Source organism: Dactylosporangium sp. NPDC051541, from assembly GCF_044454505.1.
Taxonomy (GTDB): domain Bacteria; phylum Actinomycetota; class Actinomycetes; order Mycobacteriales; family Micromonosporaceae; genus Dactylosporangium.
This window is the reverse complement of record NZ_JBITDU010000031.1, coordinates 24033-42072: the sequence shown is the minus strand read 5'-3', so window position 1 is coordinate 42072 and position 18040 is coordinate 24033. Positions and strand designations below refer to the sequence as shown.

Sequence of the window (18040 nt, the reverse complement as noted above, 5' to 3'; positions counted from 1 at the left end):
GGTGTCCGCCTCAGCCGCTCGTGACCGGCAGGGACTGGCAGATCATCGTCGCGATGTGCCGCACGTCGCGGAAGTTCTTCGCGTCGACGGCCATCGGCGGCACGGTCACGCCGAGCTCCTCGCGGATGAACTTCAGCAGCACCGCGGTGCTCAGCGAGTCGAGGATGCCCCACTCCAGCAGCGGCGTGGACTCGGTCAGCTCCTGGCGCTCGTCGCCGGACAGGAAGCGCTCCCGGATGAACGCGGTGATTACGGCGACGACCTCGTCTTCGGACATCTCGTTCCTCTCGGTGGTCATGCGGACTCCATCCCTTCGGCCAGTGCGACCCGGTCGACCTTGCCGTTGCGGGTGCGCGGCAGGGCCGCCACCACACGAATCTCGTCGGCCACCAGGTATCGCGGCAGGCGCTGGGAGCAGTGCCGCTTGAGGCCGAGAATGCCGGGCCGGCGGCCCGGTTTCGCCACGACGAACGCGGTCAGCCGGGCGTCGATGCCCGAGCCGACCACGAGCGCCGCGCAGTCGTCGACGTCGGGGTGCGTGCCCAGCGCCGCCTCGACGTCGCCCAGCTCGATGCGGTGGCCGCGGACCTTCACCATGTGGTCGCGGCGGCCGACGTAGTCGAAGGCGCCGTCGGGCAGGACCCGCACGACGTCGCCCGTCGGGTAGGGGCCGTGGTGGGGTTCCTGGCCCCAGTACCCGAGCATCACGGTCGGGCCGTCGACGATGAGCTCACCCTCGTCGCCCGGCCCGGCGACCCGGCCGTCCGGCATCGCCGCCCACACCTTGTCGCCGCAGACCGCCGCGCCGATCGGCACCGGGCGGTCGCGCCGCAGGTCCTCCGGGCGCACCAGCTGGGCGGTGCAGACGTTGGTCTCGGTCGGCCCGTAGAGGTTCATCAGCGTCGCGGCGGTCCACTCGGCGAGCCGGCGGACCTGGGCGATCGGGAACGGCTCGCCGGCGAAGAGCACGGCCCGCAGCGACTCCGGCGCGGGCCCGTCGAGCAGGCCGCCGTCGCGCATCATCAGCGTCAGGGCCGAGGGCACCGAGTACCAGACGGTGATCCGCTCGTCGTGCAGGAACTGCACCAGCTGCACGGGCGCGTAGGCCAGCTCGGCCGGGACCAGGTGCACGCTCGCGCCGACGGCGAACGCGGCGTAGAGGTCCAGCACCGACAGGTCGAACGTCAGCGGCGCGTGGTTGCTGAAGCGGTCCTGCGGCCCGGCGTCGATCGCACCCGCGGCCCAGTCGACGAACGCCCGGGCGTTGAGGTGCGAGATGCAGACGCCTTTCGGCTTTCCCGTCGACCCGGAGGTGTACAGGATGTAGGCGGGATCGTGCGGCCCGACCGGCTCGGCCACCGCCTCGGCCCGCGGCTCGCCGGCGGGCGGCACCTCGGCCAGATCGAGCAGTCCCGGGCCGGCCTCCTCACCGAACTCGGCGCGGACCTCGGCGAAGCGGTCGGCGGTGGTGCACACGACCCGGGCCGCGCAGTCCCGCGCCACGACCGCGACCCGGTTCAGCGGCGTGCTGCCGACCTGCGGCACGTAGGCGGCGCCGAGGCGCATGACCGCCTGCATGGCCACGATCCCGGCGGTGGACTTCTCGGCCCACACCACGACCCGGTCGCCGCGGCCGACGCCCAGCCCGCGCAGCCGGTGCGCGACGGCGTCGGCGGCCGCGTCCAGCTCCGCGTAGGTCAGGGTCCCGTCGGCCGCGCTCACGGCGAGCCGCTCGGGGAACCGCCGGGCGGCGCCGACCACGAGCTCGTAGAGGTTCACAGTCCCGCCTCCCGCGCGATGATGCCGCGATGGATCTCGTTGGTGCCGGAGAAGATGGCGCTCGGCACGGCGTCGCGCAGCTGCTGCTCCACGCCGGTGTCGCGCAGGTAGCCGGCGCCGCCGAAGATGCCGATCGCGTCCAGGGCGTTGGCCACGGCGGCCTCCGAGACGGCGACCTTCGACATCGACGCCTCAGCCAGATGGTCGCGGTCGTTGTCCATCAGCCAGCAGGCCCGGTGCAGCAGCAGCCGCGCGCTCTCCAGCCGCTGGCGCATGCCGGCGATGCGGTGCGAGACCGCCTGGAAGTCGCCGATCGCGTGGCCGAACTGCCGTCGCTGCCGGGCGTGGCCGACGCAGCGCTCCAGCTGCTCGGTCATCACGCCGAGGTACAGCGCGAAGAGGCAGGCCCGCTCCCAGCCCATCGAGTGCTGAAAGACGCGGCCGCCCTGCCCGGGGGTGCCGAGCAGGTAGCGGGCCGGCACCCGCACGCCGGTGAACGTGATCCGCCCGGCCGGGCAGCCGTGCAGGCCCATCTTGTGCAGCGGCGGGCTGACCGCGATGCCGGGCAGATCCATCGGGATCGCGAACGCGCTCACGCCGAGGAACCGGGCGCCGGGGTCGGTGACCGCGTAGGTGACGACGAGGTCGGCCAGCGGCGCGTTGCTGGAGAACGACTTGACGCCGTCGAGGACGAAGCCGTCGCCGTCCGGCACCGCGGTCGTGGCCAGCCGGCCCACGTCGGAGCCGGCGTCGTCCTCGGTCATCGCGTTGGCCGCGATGATGTCGCCGCCGGCCAGGCCGGTCAGCAGCGGGCCGCGCACGTCGGCCCCGGCGAAGTCGCGCACGGCGACGGCGCAGGCCAGCAGGTGGGCGGCGACGCCGAAGACGAGCCCGGTGTCGGTACAGCCGCGGCCGAACGCCTCCAGCGCGAGCGCGGTGTCGAGCGCGCCGAGGTCCTGTCCCCCGAACTCGGCCGGCAGGCACAGGCCGGTCAGGCCGAGCCGGGCGGCCGTGCGCCAGTCGTCCCGCCCGAAGTGCTCGGCGGGGGCGGCGGGCGAGCGGCCGGGCAGACTCTCCCGCACCGCGGTCAGGGTTTCGGTGTACCGCTTGTGCTGTTCGGGGGTGAGGTCGAAGTCCACGGCCGCCTCACCCCCCGGCCGGCTGATCGAGAAGCTTCACGACCGCGGCCGCCAGGTGGACGCCGGGCCCGAGGCCGAGCAGCAGCAGATGGTCGCCGGGGCCGGCCTGCCCGGTCGTCACCAGATGCTCGAGCGCCACCAGGTGGTCGCTCGCGCCGAGGTGCCCGACCGTCCGGCCGAAGTCCCAGACCGAACGCTCCAGCGGCAGGCCGAGCGCGGCCATGCAGCGCTGCTCGACCATCGGCCGGGAGAAGTTCAGGAACAGCACCCGGTGCACGTCGGCCAGGGTGATGCCGGCCTCGGCGAGCGCCCGGTCGGCCACGGCCATCGTCTGGCCGTGCACCTTCAGCAGCGAGGAGGTGCCGACGCCGTCCCGCTTGAGCTGCTCGCGGAAGCTGGTCGCACGGGCGGTGAAGTCGAGGTCGCGGCCGAGCGTGATAGGGGGCGGGAACAGCTCCTCGCCGGCCCGGTGCATCTCCTCGGCCTCGGGGACGCTGACCGCGCACACCGACAGCAGCTGCGCGAAGCCCGGCTCGCGGGTCAGCACGGCGGCGGCCGCGGCGTCGCCCGGGATGTAGCCCTCGCCGACGGTCCAGCGGTCGATCTTCGGGGTGCCGAAGTTGTCGGCGGCGACGATGAGCGCCGTGCGGCTGCCGGCGGCGAGCTGCCCGGCGGCGAGCTGCAGCGCGACCAGGACGCCGTTGCAGCCGCTGTGGATCTCGGTCGCCAGCACGTCCGGGGCGTCGAGGTGGCGCTGCAGGTAGGACTGCGGCAGCCAGCCGTCGGGGCCCTGGTGCCAGGTGTCGACGTACAGCAGCAGGTCGAGGTCGGCGCCGCGGTGCCCGGAGCGCTTCAGGGCGTCCTGGGCGGCCCACAGGGCCATCTCCGGCGCCGGGATCGGGCCGGCCACCGCCACGCCCGTCAGCTCACTGGTGCGGGCGGCCTCGGCCGGGTACCACTGCCGCTCGACGGCGGTGGCGACGCTCACCGTATCGGGCAGGTACACGCCCAGCCCACCGATGAACACCGGCGTGTCCACAAGCGTTGCCACGAAGCTGCCTCCTGGGATTTCGGTCTGTGGTCACAGTCGCGGCCGAGGCTTAAGCTGGCCTTCCGCCGCACTTCGGTTCAGGGCTCACCGGCCGGGACGACGATCGCGGTCAGCACCAGGCCGCGGGCCGCCTGCCAGCGCCCGGTCAGCTCGGTGACCGGCCCCGGCGCGAGGATGCCGGCCGTGAAGGTCCCCGCCGGGTCGATCGCGATCCGCGCGCCGTCGAAGTCCAGAAACGTGCGGGCCAGCGGGAACCACGCCTTGTAGACCGACTCCTTGGCGCTGAACAGCAGCCGGTCCCAGCACGGCCCGGGGCCGCCGGACCCGGCGAGCCGGTGCACCATCGCCCGCTCCTCGGGCCGCCCGATCGCGTCGAGGACGCCGACGGGCAGCGGGTCGTCGGGCTCGGCGTCGATGCCGATCGCGCGCACGTCGCGGCGGTGGGCCAGGGCCGCCGCCCGGTAGCCGGCACAGTGGGTCATGCTGCCGACCACGCCGGCCGGCCAGGTGGGCGCGCCCCGCTCGCCGGGAAGGATCGGGGCCGGCGGCCGGCCGAGGCGGTCCAGGGCCCGGCGGGCACAGTGCCGGACGGTGCCGAACTCGCGGCGGCGGCGCTCCACGGCCCGCGCGACGGCGGCGGCCTCCTCGGGGTACAGCGCCGCGGCGCCCTCGTCGTCGTAGGCCTCGACGGCGGCGACAGTGGCCGGCACCAGCCGGTCGAGCAACGGCTGGGCGCTGCGGACAGGTCCGATCACCCGGGCAGCGTGCGCCGCCCGCCTTGCCTGCACCTTGGATCCCCGGAAGCCGGGAAAGCCAAGGAATCCTTAAGGCCGGCCACCGAGACTCTCCGGCACGGCGGCCGACGGCCGACGGCAAACGGGGAGGCGATTTTCGTGTCTGATGTCGTGTCTGAAGAGGAGATCAGCGCGCGGCTGGTCCAGTTCATCCGCGAGCGGTTGCTCGACGGCACCGCCGAGCACGACATCGACGAGCGGACCCCCCTGCTCGACCGGGGCATCCTCGACTCGATGAAGACGGCGGTCCTGCTGAACTTCATCCGCACCGAGCTGGGCACGCAGCTCCCGCCGGCCGCGCTGGACGGCGCCAACTTCGTCGACGTCCGGACGATCGCCGCGATGGTGCACGCGCACTGAGCGCGCCGGTCGCCGCCTCAGACCGGGCCGGCGTGGCCCGGGCGCAGGCCGGTGGGCAGGTCGCTGCGGCGGCTGACATTGAGCTTGCGGTACACCCGGGTCAGATGCTGCTCGACCGTGCTGACGGTGACGAAGAGCATGCCGGCGATCTGCCGGTTCGTGTGACCCTGGGCGGCCAGCGACGCGACCCGCCGCTCGGCGTCGCTGAGCTCGGCGACCCCGCCGTCCGGGTCGCCGTCGGCCAAGGCCAGCCGGCCCTGGGCCATCGAGGCGATCGAGGCGGGCTCCGGCGTCGCGCCGGCCGCCTCGAGGTCGACGGGCAGACCGGCCGTCAGCCCCTCGGCCCCGCAGAGCCGGGCCAGGTCGCGGGCGTGGCGCACGGCGATGCGGCCCTCCCGCCCCTCGCCCAGCGCGAGGTGCGCCAGGCCGAGGTCGCGGTAGGCCTTGATGAGCTCGAGGCGGTCGCCGCTGATCCGCAGCGCATTGACGGCCCGGCGCAGCAGGTCGAGGCGCTCGGCCGGGTCCGCGGTGGCCGCCAGCACCCGCAGCGACGCGCCCCGGATGCGCGGATGCGCCTTCGGCAGCCGCGCCATCTGCTCCCGCATCAGGTCCCGGGCCCGCTGGTCGTGGCCCATCATGAGGCAGGTCTCGGCGGCGTCCGGGCGCCACGAGACGAACGCCGGCAGGTCGAGGTTCCAGCGGGCCAGCAGCTCGCCGCAGGACTCGAAGTCGGCCAGGGCCGCCGAGTAGCGGCCGGTGGCGTGGAAGTACCGCCCCCGGGCCTGCAGGTAGCGCACGCCCACCGGGGTCTGGAAGAGCGCCTCGGGCACCGGCTGGCGCAGGTGGCGCAGCGCCTCGTCGTAGCGGCCCATGCTGGTGCACGCGTGCAGCAGCACGGCCAGCGGCAGGCCCACCCCGACGCCCCAGCTGCGGGCCGCGATGTGCGTCAGCGCGGCCCGGGCCCGTCGCTCGGCGACCGCGAGCTGCCCCACCCGCAGCGCGGCGTCGGCGCGCAGGGTGGCGAACAGCGCCCGCAGGGTCGGGGCCCGGTGGCTCTGCTGTTCCTGCAGGAGCGCCTCGCGCCACGACGTGGTGCCCTCGATGCTGTCGCCGTAGACCAGGACCGCCATCGCCATCCCGGCGATCCGGGCCGGCCGCTCCCACGGGTAGCCGGCGTGCAGCAGGTGGGTGCGCTCCACCGTGGGCGGGTCGGCGCCGGGGACGAGCAGCAGTGAGCGGACCTGCCGGACCGGATCGCCGTCGGCCTCGTCCGGCGTCGCGGCGGCGGGCCCGGCCGCACCGGCCGCCGACTCGCCGGCGTGCTGGACGATGGCCGGGTACAGGCTGCTGATCACCAGCCGCGCGGACTGCATGCTCTCCATGAGGTCCGGCGACGGCGCGTCGAGCTTCTCACCGGCGCAGGCCGCCCTAAGGGTCTCCGCGGCCTGCCAGGCCTCCTCCACCCGGCCGAACCAGATGAGCCAGCTGATCGGGGCCAGGGCCTCCCGGGCCGTCAGGTAGCCGCCGGCGATGGCCTGGATCAGGTCGTCGACCCGGCGCAGCGCGCGCATCGGGTCGAACTGCCACTCCACGTGGGCCAGCGCGAGCCGGGTCTGTGCGCGCTGACGCTCGTCGGTGCCGCACTCGTAGGCCAGCCGCAGGCAGACCAGCGCCAGGTCCATCTGGTCGTCGTAGAGCGCCTGCTCGGCCGCCTCGTGCAGCAGCGGCACGACCCACGTGCCGGTCACGCCGTCGGCGGCCAGCAGGTGCCCGGCCACGGCCCGGGCCGGGGCGCCGTCGTCGTGCAGGATGCGCGCCGCCCGCCCGTGCAGCAGCGCCTGCTCGCCCGGCGGCAGCGCCCCCCGCACGGCGGCCTCCACCGCGGCCGCCCGGAACCGGCCGCCCTCGAGCAGGCCGGCCGCCTCGAGGGCGCGGATGTTCTGCGTCACCGCCTCCGGCTCGATCTCGAGCAGCCGTCCCAGCCGCGCCGGGCCGCCCGGCTCGCCGAGCACCGCGATGCCCTGCGCCACCTGCAGCATCGTGGGCTCGCACCGGTAGAGGCAGCTCACCACGGCCTGGTTGAAGCCGGCCTGGACGACCAGCCCGGGCTGGGCCCCGCCGCGGGCCGAGGCCCGGTAGTCGGTGATGAGCCCGTGTACCAGCAGCGGGTTGCCGCCGGAGATGTCGTAGGCCTCGTCGGCCAGCCGGTGCGCGACGCCGGCCCCGAGCTCCTCCGCGAGCAGCGCGTGCACGCCCTGGTGGGTCAGCGGGCCGAGCTGCATGCGGTGGGCGTGGGGCTGGCGCAGCACCTCGGCCTCGAACTCGGGCTGGGCGTGGCCCGACCAGGCGGTCTCGCTGAGCACCAACAGCGCCCGGGTCGAGTGCAGGCGGCGCACGAGGTACAGCAGGCAGTGCAGGGAGGCGATGTCGCAGAACTGGACGTCGTCGACGCAGATGACGGTGGACGTCTGCCGGATGAGCATGAGCAGGGCCAGGCAAAGCTTGTGCAGCACACTGGCCGAGGGCTGGTCGAGCGACTCGGTGAGCGGCTGGCTGAGCACGGCCGTGGAGACGCCCGTGTCGAGCAGCTCGATGATGCCGCCGGCGTAATCGGGCAGCCGGGCACTCTGCAGGAGCTGGCGCAGCACCCCGAAGGGCAGCTGGCGCTCGGCCCGCGAGGCCGTGGCACTGAGCACGTGCACGCCGGTTCGGGCGGCCTCATCGGCGAAGGTGCGCAGCAACTCGGTGCGTCCGGTGGCGACCGGCGCCGTCAGGAGCACGACGCGACCGCGGCCGAAATCGCTTTCGGTGAGAAAATCTCGTAAAACAGTGAGCTCGTGTCCGCGCTCGACTAACCCCATTATCTATTCGCATCCCCCGTGCAAAAAACCCGTGTGACCGGCGCGCGACGCTACCCTTACTTCGCCACGGCCTCGTAGTGAATATCGGGCAGACGGTGCCCCCTTTCGATCTGCACGTGCCGGTGCACGCTCGGCGAGCCCAGCGAACACCGAGCGGACTTGCGGGGAAGGACGATCAGATACATTGACGCGAGCTAAGCCGTCAACGCCATCGCGCCTCGCATCCTGGCACCGGCCCGAGGTTTTGGCAACGCTTCCGTCCGGTAACAATGCGCGACGCAACAATTGCCCAGCACAATGTCGGGTATCTATCCCAGCGAAAGCCGCCTACTCGGCGACCTTGGTGCGGGTCGTCCAGCGAAAGACGATCGGCAGGGTGGCCGGGTCGGCGTCGGTGGCCCGCTCGAAGTGCTCGTAGCCGCCGTAGTGCGGAACCTTGATCTTCGCGTCGGCGACCGGCTCCCGCACGGTCCGCAGCGCGGCCGGGATGTCGACCGGGCCGCCCTCGAGGACGGCGTGCACGATCTCGTCGGCCGCCTGCTGCTCCAGGTGTGTCATGGCGCCTCGTCTCCCTTGGATGTCGGGGTTGGTCACAGCGGGATGTTGCCGTGCGACCCGCGGCGGCGGGGCGCCGCGGCCATGACGGCGGCCACACACCGGGCGGTCTGCCCCGGGTCGATGACCGCATCGATGGCGCCGATCGCCGTGGCCCGGGCCACGCCCCCGGCGACGCGCTGCCGCTCGGCGGTGAGCCGGGTCAGCAGCTCCGCCCGCTCCCCCATCGTCGGCGGCGGCCGCGAGGGCCTTGCGGTGCAGCACCCCCACCGCGGCGGCCGCGTCCATGACGGCGACCTCGGCGCCGGGCCACGCGAACACCTTCGTCGCGCCGAGCGAGCGCGAGTTCATGGCGATGTAGGCCCCGCCGAAGCGGCGGAGCCCTTGGGCGGCCTAGTTCTGGGCGACGCGGGTGCCGACCACGTTGAAGCGGCCGAAGACGCCGGCCTTGACCTTGCCCGACATGCTGTCCCCGGTCACCGCGACGTCGAACGTGAGCGTCGCCTTCAGCTGCTGGAGCTTGGCCTTCCAGCGCAACTGCTCGCCGTCGGCCCGGCCGTCGTAGAGCTCGGTGCTCAGGTTGTTGCTCAGGTTGGTCAGCGTGCCACCGAGCTGGTCACCGTCCTGGGTGAGGCTCAGGGCCACGTTGGTCTTGCCCGTCGGGCTGTCGATCTCCAGGTGCCAGTTGCCGTCGGCGCTCATGCCGCTCCTCATTTCCTTCCGGCGGTCGAGGCGGTCAGTGTCCGACAACGGGCTAAAGCCCGGGCAATCCAGGCCGGCGCGCAAGCGCAGCTTAAGGCGGTTCGGTGACATTCGATCGCATGCAGCCGGCAGATGTGTTCGTCAAAGGGCTGGGTGTCCACGTACCTGAGGTCGAGGGCGGCGCCGCCGTGGCCGGCGAGCTGCCCGCCCCGGACATGGCGCTGCTCGCGGCGCGCCACGCGTTCTCCCGATGCGGCCACGAACCGACCGACGTCGATCTGCTGCTCTATGCCAGCACCTGGCACCAGGGTCCCGACGGCTGGCTGCCCCAGTCGTACCTGCAGCGGCGGCTGATCGGCGACGACAACCTCGCCCTGAGCATCGACCAGGGCCGCGGCGGCCTGCTCGCCGGGCTCGAACTCGCCGCGGGCTACCTGTGCGCGGACCCCGGGCGCCGCACCGCGCTGCTCGTCGCGGCGGACAACTTCGGCACGCCGCTGCTGCGGCGGCGCAGCGGCGGTGAGGTGCTCGGCGACGCCGGAGCGGCGCTGCTGCTCACCCGGGAGCTGGGCTTCGCGCGGCTGCTGTCGGTGTGCTCGGTGACCGTGCCCGAGGCCGAGGAGATGTACCGGGCCGGGGAACCGATGTTCCCGCCCGGCGCCACCACCGGCCGCGCGGTCGACCTGCCCGCGCGCGCCGACGTCTTCCGCCGCCGGCTGGCCGCCGAGCCCGCCGGCACCGCCCTGTGGCAGGAACTGGAGAAACGGATGGTCGAGATCGTCCACGCCGCCCTCGGGGAGGCGGGCGTCGAGCCCGGCGACATCGCCGCGGCCGCGCTCACCGCCCTGCCCGGGGGCGACCTGGAGCCCGTACTGCACGCCCTGCGACTGCCCCCGTCCCGCTCCACCGCGGCCGTCAGCCACCGCCTCGGCCAGCTCGGCGCGGCCGACCCGGTCGTCGCGCTCGACCACCTGGTGAGCGCCGGCGCCCTGCGCCCCGGCGACCACGTGGTCCTGCACACCACCGGCGCCGGGCTGACCGCGTCCTGCGCCGTCCTGCGCATCGAGGGGACGGCACCGTGGACCACGTGATCCCGGCGCCGGCGGCGGCCGTGCGGGCCGCACCGCAGTGGCCGTCGGACGAGGCGCTGGCGAAGGTCGCGGCCGAGCTCGCCACCCGGCCCCCGCTGGTCCGCCCGGACGACTGCCAGGCCCTGCGCCGGCGGCTGGCCCAGGTGGCCCGCGGCGAGGCCATGGTGGTGCAGGCCGGTGACTGCGCCGAGCTGTTCGCCGAGGCGACGCCGGAGCGGACCCGGCACAAGGTGGCCCAGCTGGGCGACCTGACCGAGGTGCTGCGCTCGGCGACCGGGCTGCCGGCCGTGCCGATCGGGCGGATCGCGGGCCAGTTCGCCAAGCCCCGCTCGAACGCGGTCGAGGTCACCGCGTCCGGGGCGCGGCTGCCGGTCTACCGCGGGGACGCGGTCAACGCGTTCGAACCGACCCACGCGGCCCGGGCGGCCGACCCGAGCCGGATGCTCACCGCCTACGACCGCTCCGCCGACGTGCTCCGGTCGCTCGACGCCGGCCACGCGGCCGGCGCGCCGAAGGTGTACGCCAGCCACGAGGCGCTGCTGCTGGAGTACGAGGCGGCGCTGATCCGGGAGGACCTGGCCGACGGCGTGACCTACGGCTCCTCCGGGCACCTGCTCTGGATCGGCGACCGCACCCGGCAGGTGTCCGGGCCGTACGTCGGCCTCGTGGCCGCCGTGGCCAACCCGGTCGCGGTGAAGCTCGGCCCGGATGTCGGCCCGGACGACGTCGCCGCGCTCGTCGAGCGCCTCGACCCCGACCGCGTCGAGGGCCGGCTGACCCTGATCGCCCGCCTCGGCGTGGGCAACGTCGAGGAGCGGCTGCCGGTCCTCGTCCGCGCGGTCCGGGCGACCGGGGCGCGGCCGGTCTGGCTCAGCGACCCGATGCACGGCAACACGATCCCGCACGCCGGACGGGGCAAGACCCGCGCGGTCAGCGACGTGATCGCCGAGACCCGCGCGTTCGCCCGCATCCTGCTGGCCCACGGCGCCCACCCGGGCGGCCTGCACCTGGAGGCCACGCCCGACGACGTGACGGAGTGCGTGCCGTTCCGCCACGACGCGGCCGCCGGCGTCGCGCTGCCCCGCTGGCGCAGCGCGTGCGATCCACGGCTCAACCCGCACCAGACCCTCCTCGTCATACACGCGTTCACCGCGGCGCTCGCCGGCCGCTGACCCGAAGGGACGCCCGGCTTGCGTACCCCAGGCATGTTCATCAACGGCATCGGCACGTTCCTGCCCGAGACCGTCACCGTCGACGCGGCCATCGCCCAGGGCCTGTGCGAGGCGGCCGAGATCGAGACCCACGAGCAGCTCGGCGCGGCGGTCGCCGGAACGGTGCCGGCGCCGGACATGGCCCTCGCGGCCGCGCGGCAGGCGTTCGACCGGTGCGACCTGCGCCCGACCGACGCCGATCTGCTGCTCTACGCCGACACCTGGCACCAGGGCCCCGACGGCTGGCTGCCGCAGTCGTACCTGCAGCGCCACCTCACCGGCGGGGCCGCTCTCGCGGTCGAGGTCGGGCAGGGCTGCAACGGCATGTTCGGCGCGATGGAACTGGCTGCGAGCTACTTGTCGGCGGTACCGGAGAAACGTCTGGCTTTGCTTGTCGCGGCCGACAATTATGGAACTCCCCTCAAGGACCGCTGGCGGATCGGACCGTTCATTCTCGGTGACGCCGCCAGCGCGGTGGTGTTGAGCAAGGAGCCGGGCTTCGCGCGCCTCAAGTCCATCCGCACGATCGCGGTCTCGGGCATCGAGGAGGCCGGGCGGGCCGGCGAGCCCATGTTCCCGCCCGGGCCGACGATCGGCCGGCCGGTCGACTTCCTGGCCCGCGGCCGCGCGTTCATGCGCGACCCGGCCGCCCGCAAGTCGGCCGCCGAGCGGTTCGCCCTGGTCAACCAGCGCATGAAGCAGATCGTCGACCAGGCCCTGGCCGAGGCCGAGGTCGCGCTGGCCGACATCGCCCGGATCGCGTTCATCAGCGTGGCCCGGGAGATCATGAAGCAGCGCGGGCTGGCCGCGCTCGGCGTGCCGCTGGAGATGTCCACATGGGACTTCGGCCGCACGATCGGGCACTGCGGGGCCAGCGACCAGATCCTCGCGATCGACCACCTGCTGCGGACCCGTCAGGTCGGCCCGGGCGACCACCTGCTGCTGATGAGCAGCGCGCCCGGCATCGTGCTGTCGTGCGCGGTGGTGCAGATCCTCGAACACCCATCCTGGCTGTCCTGAGATCCCGCCCCCGCGGCTGGACGGCCACGCACCGCGACGCCCGCTCCGGAGTTCCCCCCACCCGGAGCGGGCGTCGTGCGTCGTGCCGTCGGTCAGTGTTCGGCGGCCGCCGGGGCCGCCTCGGCCGGCTCCGCGTCGGGCGATTGCTTGAACGCGGTGCTGGGCAGGAACAGCGACACCACCAGGGCGATCCCGGCGAACGCGACCGTCCACCAGAACACCACCTGGAAGGTGTGGGCGAGGCCGTGCTGCGTGACCGGCCCGCCGGCGATGAGCTTGTTGAGCTCGCGCTGCAGCACCACGAACAGGGTCGCCGCGCCGGCCGAGCTGCCGAGCTGGGTCATGATGCGCACGGCGCTGCTGGCCCGGGGGATCGTCTCCTTGTTGAGCCCGACGAACGCCGCCGTCGTGACCGAGACCTGCACTGCCCCCGCGCCCAGGCCGATGAGCACCATGGCCAACGCCAGCAGCAGGCCGTTGGTGTCGGGCTCGATCTGGGTGAGGATGCCGAACCCGGCCACCGCGCAGACCAGGGACACCGCCACGATCCACCGCGCCGGCAACGAGTCGGTGAGCTTGCCCGCGACCATCAGCGCCACCGTGGTGCCGACGCCGAACGGGATGATCCTGATCCCGGCCTCGAACGCGGTCATGCCCCGGACTTCCTGGAAGAACAGCGGCAGCAGCAGTGCCGCGCCGAAGGCCACCGTGCTGAAGAAGAACAGCACGAGCGTGGCGGAGGTGAAGCTGCGGAAGCGGAACAGCCGGATGTCGATGATCGGCGCCACCTTCGGGCGCAGCGCGTGCCAGGCGTAGCCGAGCACGAGCAGCACGCCGAGGATGAGCGGGATGACCACCTTCTTGTCGGAGAAGTTGCCGTTGTTGCCGGCCTGGGACAGCGCGTAGACCAGCGCGACGAGCCCCGGCGAGAGCAGGCTCAGGCCGAGCACGTCGAGCTTGGAGCGCTTGCCGAAGTCGGTGTCGGGGACGACGCGCCAGGACAGCCACAGCGCGATGAGGCAGATCGGCACGTTGATGAAGAAGATCCAGCGCCAGCTGATGTCGGTGACGAACACGCCGCCCACGACCGGGCCGAGCACCGGACCGAGGATGGCCGGCACGGCGAAGACGCTCATCAGCTTGCCCCGCCGGGCGACGCCGGCCTCCTGGATCAGGATCGCCTGGCCCAGCGGCATGATCAGGCCACCGCCGAAGCCCTGCAGGAGGCGGAAGACGACCAGGCTCCACAGCGACCAGGACAGGCCGCACATCAGCGACCCGACCAGGAACATGGTGAGCGAGATCAGCCACATCCGGCGGGCGCCGACGCGCTGGGCCGACCAGCCGGCCAGCGGGATCACCAGGGCCAGGGCCAGCAGGTAGCCGGTGCCGACCCACTGCAGCTCGGCCAGGGACGCGTTGAACTCCCGCTTGAGCGCCTCGATGGCAACGCTGATGACGGTGCCGTCCAGCTGGATCGCGAGCGCACCGAGCATGACGACGACGGCGAGTTTGATCAGTTGGGGGGACAGCCGCGTGTCGTCTGGCGGCGCTGTTCCCGGCTCGGTGGCACTCACACTTGCCTCCCCGGAGGTCTGCAATAAATGTTTACAGAACGATAGCACGGCGGGGGTCACCGGCGCCGCCATCCAGCGGTGACCTTCTATCGACGCTTCAGCGCCGCTTTGCCGGCCGTGGAGGTCAGCCGGCCTTGGCCGGGCCCGTCATCCCGTCGATGACCTGCTCGATGATCTGGTCGCGCAGCTCCTGGCTGGGGTGGCTGCCCGTGGGGTCGCTCTTCATCACCTCGGTGAAGCGCGGGCCCATCACCGGCAGCAGGAACAGCGAGCCCAGGGCCACCCCGTAGGCCACCTCGAACGGGCAGTCGGCGCGGAACACGCCCTGCTCCTGACCCTTCTCGTAGATCATCCGCAGCGGCGGGGGCAGCGTCTCGACGTTCGGCAGCGGCCGGGTCGGCCAGCCGGCCAGGGCCTCGTGGATCGCCAGGCCGACCAGCAGCGGCCGGTCCGAGACCGCGTCGAACAGCCCGGCCAGCGCCGTGCGCATCGCCTCACCCGGCGGCAGCGTCACGGATTTGATGAGCACGGGCGCCCAGGCCTCCCGCATGCTGGCCCACTGCGCGTCCAGGACGGCCCGGTAGAGCCCGTCCTTGCTGCCGAAATGGTGGTAGATCATCCGCTCGTTGACGCCCGCGCGCTTCACGATGGACTGGATGCGGGTCCCGCGGAGCCCGTGCTTGGCAAACTCCGCGGTGGCCGCGTCGAGTAGGGCGGATTTACTACCGGTCATGGTGCCTATATCTACAGCGATTCCCGCGAATTGCAAAAGAGCCGCGCGGCCGGAAAGCCCTTTGGGCTGCGTCAAGGGCGGCTGAAGCGGCCTCGGGAAGAGTCGGGCGAAACACCGTACCGACCAATCGCCCAATGCTTGGAGGCAGCATGCGCGTTCTGTTCCTGCCCATGGCTTGGTACTCCCATTACCTGCCAATGGTGCCCCTGGCCTGGGCGTTCCGCACGGCCGGCCACGACGTGCGGGTCGGCTCGGGCCCGGCGCTCACGGCCGAGATCCGCCAGTCGGGCCTGCCCGCCGTGCCGCTCGGCCGCGACTACGACTTCCTGGCCGACAGTTTCGCCTTACAGAGCAAGATTCGCGAGCGGGTGCACAGCTCGGCCGGCGTGCAGACCCTTGGCAGCGTGACCCAGCTGCCCGCCGAACTGCGCCAGGCGATCGACGAGATGCGCTTCGGGCCCTACGCGCGGCTGATGGAGTCGATGGTCGACGACCTGGTCGCGCTGACCGACGACTGGCGCCCCGACCTGGTCATCGCCGACCCGTTCGTCTACGCGGCGCACGTGGCCGCGCAGCGCAGCGGCGCGCCGCTGGTGCGGCAGCTGTGGGGCCCCGACTTCCCGTGGCACCTGAAGTTCCTGCCCGGCCTCGGCGTCACGGGCCAGGCCGGCGGCCGCGACGCCTGGCCGGCGAGCCTGCTGGCCGTGTACGACCGGTTCGGCATCGCCCCCGCCGACGACATCGCCCGGCACACCGTCGATCCGTCCCCGGCCCGCCTGCAGGGGGCGGGCATCCCCAACCGGCTGCCGATGCGCTACATCCCTTACAACGGCCCCAGCACCCTGCCCGTGCGCGCCGCCAAGCGCGGATCGCGGCGGCGGGTCTGCGTCACGTCCGGCGTCGGCATGCGGCACTTCCTCGGCCAGGACGGCCTGCCCATCGGTCAGATCACGGCCGCGCTGGCCAGCCTCGACGTGGACGTGGTGGTGGCGGTCAAGGGCGCCGGGCGGGAGGTCCTGCCGGGCCTGCCGGCCGACGTCGAGGTGATCCAGGACCAGGATCTGCAGACCGTGCTGGCGACCTGCGACGCGATCGTCCACCAGGGCGGCGGCGGCATGATCCTCAACAGCATCCTGCGGGGCATCCCCCAGCTGATCGTGGCGCAGATCCTCGACCAGATCTACAACGGCGAGCGGGTCGCGGCGACCGGCGCCGGCCTGTGCCTGTCGCCCGGCCAGGCCGACGAGGCGTCGTTCAAGTCGGCGATGTCGACGCTGCTGTTCGACGACGGCCCGCGGCAGGCGGCCGCGGAGCTCCGGCAGGAGGCGCTCGACCAGCCCGCCCCGGCCCGGGTCGCCGAGGAGCTCGCGGCCCTGGTGTGAGCGCTTCGCAGTACCCACGAAGAAGCCCGGATCCGAGGAGTATCGGATCCGGGCTTCGGCGTCGGCCGCTCAGGACAGCCAGGGCGGGATGCTCTCCACGCGCACCAGGGCGCAGGACAGCGTGATGCCGGGGCCCATGCCGTGCAGCAGCATGTGGTCGCCGGGCTTGAGCTCACCGGTGCTCAGCAGGTGCTCGAAGGCCACGAACTGGTCGCTCGAGCCGAGGTGGCCCAGTCCCCGGCTGAACCGCGAGGTCGACTGCTCGGGCGTCATCCCGACCGCCGCGAGGCAGGGCTGCTCGAACATCTCGCCGGCCAGCACGGTGAACGAGATCCGGGCCACGTCGTCGATCTTCACGCCGGCCTCGTCGGTCACCTGGCCGATCACGGCGGCCATCTGCTTCTGGACCTCGAGCCACACCGCGACGCCGACGCCGGACGTGATCAGCTGACGCTGGAACGCACCGCCACGCACGCCGAAGTCGATCGGGGTCGCGGTCGTCACCCCCGGCGGGAACAGCGGCTCGCCGGCCCGGTGCAGCTCCTCGGCCTCGGCGACGGTCGTCGAGGCCATCGCCAGCACCCGGGCGAAACCCTCGTCCCGGCTGACCACGATCGCGCTGGCCCCGTCGCCGAGGAACGCCCCCGGGCTGCAGTTCCAGCGGTCGACCAGCGGGGTGCCGAAGTTGTCGCTGGCGACCAGCAGGGCCGTGCGCCGCTCCGGCGCCGCCCCGAGGTAGGCGTGTGCGAGCTCGAGCGCGCCGAACGTGCTGTTGCAGCCCTGGTTGACCGCCATCGACGGGGTCTTCCCGCCGACCAGGTGGTGCTGCAGGTAGGAGTGGGGCAGCCAGCCGTCGGGGCCCTGGTGCCAGGAGCCGCTGTACAGCATCAGGTCCACTTCGGACGGTTCGTGACCGGCCCGCTCGAGCGCCTGCCGGGCGGCCGTCAGCGCCATCTCCGGCGCCGGGGTGTCGCCGGCGACAGCCGCACCGGCGCCGGTCAGCGTGGCGGCCTTTTCGGCGGAGACCAGGCCCTGTTCGACCGCGGAGTCGACGTCCACCACGGGCGGCACGAACAGGCCGATCCCCTTGATGAACACATCTGGGGTTCGCATGCCGCCACCCTGGCCCGTCGGCCTTAAGCAGGACTTGGCCCCGGCACCGGTCATTAGGCCCGCACAAGCCCGCCGCAAGCGGTTCCTCGAACGATGAGGGTTCCGGTGTCCCCAGGGCCGCCGTTTCCCGCATTCCCGCACGAGAGGACCCGCCGTGGACAGCGTCGTTACCGAAGAGCTCGTGCTGTTCTCCGACGTCAAGGAGATCTCGCACACCGATGTGCGCATGGAGACCCGCCCGGGCGTCGGGCACAGCGTCGACTTCAGCGACGAGATCTTCGACGCCGAGGGCAACGTGATCGGCACGTCGAAAGGGCTCGCCGTGGTATTCGGCAACCCCGAGGACGGCAGCCTGTGGCAGCAGGTGTCGGCCACGGACACGCTGCCGGAGGGCACGGTGCTGTGGACCGGCACCTACCCGATGGAGCCGATCGACAAGGACCACTCGATCCCGGCCGTCGGGGCCAGCGGCTCGTACCTGGGGCTGGTCGGGTTCCGGCGCTTCCAGTACGTCGAGCGGCCCAACGACAAGACCACCATCCTGCGCTCCAGCCTGGTGCTGCGCCGGCCCGAGTAGGCCGGGCACCCACTTGGACCGCGCGCCGGTGGGGCGCTTTGGACGGCGCCAAGTCGACCGTTAGCAAGACCGGGAAGTCTGGGCCGGCGGCTGCA

Annotated in this window: 17 protein-coding genes and 1 pseudogene; 6 read left to right on the top strand and 12 right to left on the bottom strand. The window is 72.9% G+C overall.

The features are described from left to right. Positions 1-10: 10 nt before the first annotated feature. The 5 genes from ACIA8L_RS54435 to ACIA8L_RS54415 all read right to left on the bottom strand — a co-directional run bounded on the left by ACIA8L_RS54435 (position 11) and on the right by ACIA8L_RS54415 (position 4724). Positions 11-298, bottom strand: coding sequence for an acyl carrier protein (locus ACIA8L_RS54435; RefSeq protein WP_395917887.1), 288 nt, complete (start codon positions 296-298; stop codon positions 11-13). Beyond that, entirely contained in the window at positions 295-1779 is a 1485-nt protein-coding gene (locus ACIA8L_RS54430; protein WP_395917885.1) for an amino acid adenylation domain-containing protein, read from the bottom strand. The genes ACIA8L_RS54435 and ACIA8L_RS54430 overlap by 4 nt, the downstream gene beginning before the upstream one ends. Beyond that, on the bottom strand, positions 1776-2918 hold the full coding sequence (locus ACIA8L_RS54425; RefSeq protein WP_395917884.1) for an acyl-CoA dehydrogenase family protein: 1143 nt from the start codon (positions 2916-2918) through the stop codon (positions 1776-1778). The genes ACIA8L_RS54430 and ACIA8L_RS54425 overlap by 4 nt, the downstream gene beginning before the upstream one ends. Positions 2919-2925: 7 nt before the next feature. After that, positions 2926-3969 carry a ketoacyl-ACP synthase III family protein gene (locus ACIA8L_RS54420; RefSeq protein WP_395917882.1) on the bottom strand — a complete coding sequence of 348 codons (1044 nt, stop codon included), beginning with the start codon at positions 3967-3969 and terminating at the stop codon, positions 2926-2928. Between the two features lie 77 nt (positions 3970-4046). Beyond that, entirely contained in the window at positions 4047-4724 is a 678-nt protein-coding gene (locus ACIA8L_RS54415; protein WP_395917880.1) for a 4'-phosphopantetheinyl transferase, read from the bottom strand. A gap of 138 nt (positions 4725-4862) precedes the next feature. Here ACIA8L_RS54415 and ACIA8L_RS54410 point away from each other — a divergent pair, with 138 nt between their 5' ends. Beyond that, entirely contained in the window at positions 4863-5123 is a 261-nt protein-coding gene (locus ACIA8L_RS54410; RefSeq protein WP_395917878.1) for an acyl carrier protein, read from the top strand. Positions 5124-5140: 17 nt separating this feature from the next. Here ACIA8L_RS54410 and ACIA8L_RS54405 read toward each other — a convergent pair whose 3' ends face one another. The 4 genes and pseudogenes from ACIA8L_RS54405 to ACIA8L_RS54390 form a co-directional block, all read right to left on the bottom strand. Next, the gene (locus ACIA8L_RS54405) at positions 5141-7984 is read right to left on the bottom strand and encodes an AAA family ATPase (RefSeq protein ID WP_395917876.1); all 2844 of its coding nucleotides are present in this window, start codon (positions 7982-7984) and stop codon (positions 5141-5143) included. Between the two features lie 327 nt (positions 7985-8311). Beyond that, positions 8312-8542, bottom strand: coding sequence for a DUF5988 family protein (locus tag ACIA8L_RS54400; RefSeq protein ID WP_395917874.1), 231 nt, complete (start codon positions 8540-8542; stop codon positions 8312-8314). A 32-nt stretch (positions 8543-8574) separates the two neighbouring features. Further along, positions 8575-8917 (bottom strand): annotated as a pseudogene (locus ACIA8L_RS54395) (carboxyl transferase domain-containing protein); the annotation flags it as partial. 15 nt (positions 8918-8932) lie between these two features. Further along, positions 8933-9241, bottom strand: coding sequence for a hypothetical protein (locus tag ACIA8L_RS54390; protein ID WP_395917872.1), 309 nt, complete (start codon positions 9239-9241; stop codon positions 8933-8935). A 119-nt stretch (positions 9242-9360) separates the two neighbouring features. On the opposite strand from ACIA8L_RS54390, the gene ACIA8L_RS54385 reads away from it, so the two are divergent. The 3 genes from ACIA8L_RS54385 to ACIA8L_RS54375 are packed head-to-tail and all read left to right on the top strand — an operon-like array spanning position 9361 to position 12563. Then, positions 9361-10332, top strand: coding sequence for a ketoacyl-ACP synthase III family protein (locus ACIA8L_RS54385; RefSeq protein WP_395917870.1), 972 nt, complete (start codon positions 9361-9363; stop codon positions 10330-10332). After that, the gene (locus ACIA8L_RS54380; protein ID WP_395917868.1) at positions 10320-11504 is read left to right on the top strand and encodes a 3-deoxy-7-phosphoheptulonate synthase; all 1185 of its coding nucleotides are present in this window, start codon (positions 10320-10322) and stop codon (positions 11502-11504) included. The genes ACIA8L_RS54385 and ACIA8L_RS54380 overlap by 13 nt, the downstream gene beginning before the upstream one ends. A gap of 18 nt (positions 11505-11522) precedes the next feature. Continuing rightward, a complete protein-coding gene (locus tag ACIA8L_RS54375; protein WP_395917866.1) occupies positions 11523-12563 on the top strand; it encodes a ketoacyl-ACP synthase III family protein in 1041 nt (346 codons plus the stop codon). A gap of 92 nt (positions 12564-12655) precedes the next feature. Here the strand turns inward: ACIA8L_RS54375 and ACIA8L_RS54370 are convergent, their stop codons facing one another. Further along, positions 12656-14140 (bottom strand): MDR family MFS transporter, encoded by a 1485-nt coding sequence (locus ACIA8L_RS54370; protein ID WP_395917864.1) that lies wholly within the window; start codon positions 14138-14140, stop codon positions 12656-12658. A 124-nt stretch (positions 14141-14264) separates the two neighbouring features. After that, a complete protein-coding gene (locus tag ACIA8L_RS54365) occupies positions 14265-14873 on the bottom strand; it encodes a TetR/AcrR family transcriptional regulator (protein WP_395917863.1) in 609 nt (202 codons plus the stop codon). Between the two features lie 149 nt (positions 14874-15022). On the opposite strand from ACIA8L_RS54365, the gene ACIA8L_RS54360 reads away from it, so the two are divergent. Next, a complete protein-coding gene (locus ACIA8L_RS54360) occupies positions 15023-16255 on the top strand; it encodes a nucleotide disphospho-sugar-binding domain-containing protein (RefSeq protein WP_395917861.1) in 1233 nt (410 codons plus the stop codon). A gap of 69 nt (positions 16256-16324) precedes the next feature. On the opposite strand, the gene ACIA8L_RS54355 is transcribed toward ACIA8L_RS54360, so the two are convergent. Then, on the bottom strand, positions 16325-17368 hold the full coding sequence (locus ACIA8L_RS54355) for a ketoacyl-ACP synthase III family protein (protein WP_395917859.1): 1044 nt from the start codon (positions 17366-17368) through the stop codon (positions 16325-16327). 154 nt (positions 17369-17522) lie between these two features. Between ACIA8L_RS54355 and ACIA8L_RS54350 the strand changes: the two genes are divergently transcribed. Next, the gene (locus ACIA8L_RS54350) at positions 17523-17945 is read left to right on the top strand and encodes a hypothetical protein (protein ID WP_395917857.1); all 423 of its coding nucleotides are present in this window, start codon (positions 17523-17525) and stop codon (positions 17943-17945) included. Positions 17946-18040 lie beyond the last annotated feature (95 nt).

What these genes read in the sequence shown, in the direction of transcription:
- ACIA8L_RS54435 (WP_395917887.1), bottom strand. Translation starts at nt 298, where the DNA reads ATGACCACCGAGAGGAACGAGATGTCCGAAGACGAGGTCGTCGCCGTA.
- ACIA8L_RS54405 (WP_395917876.1), bottom strand. Translation starts at nt 7,984, where the DNA reads ATGGGGTTAGTCGAGCGCGGACACGAGCTCACTGTTTTACGAGATTTT.
- ACIA8L_RS54400 (WP_395917874.1), bottom strand. Translation starts at nt 8,542, where the DNA reads ATGACACACCTGGAGCAGCAGGCGGCCGACGAGATCGTGCACGCCGTC.
- ACIA8L_RS54390 (WP_395917872.1), bottom strand. Translation starts at nt 9,241, where the DNA reads ATGAGCGCCGACGGCAACTGGCACCTGGAGATCGACAGCCCGACGGGC.
- ACIA8L_RS54385 (WP_395917870.1), top strand. Translation starts at nt 9,361, where the DNA reads ATGCAGCCGGCAGATGTGTTCGTCAAAGGGCTGGGTGTCCACGTACCT.
- ACIA8L_RS54365 (WP_395917863.1), bottom strand. Translation starts at nt 14,873, where the DNA reads ATGACCGGTAGTAAATCCGCCCTACTCGACGCGGCCACCGCGGAGTTT.
- ACIA8L_RS54360 (WP_395917861.1), top strand. Translation starts at nt 15,023, where the DNA reads ATGCGCGTTCTGTTCCTGCCCATGGCTTGGTACTCCCATTACCTGCCA.
- ACIA8L_RS54355 (WP_395917859.1), bottom strand. Translation starts at nt 17,368, where the DNA reads ATGCGAACCCCAGATGTGTTCATCAAGGGGATCGGCCTGTTCGTGCCG.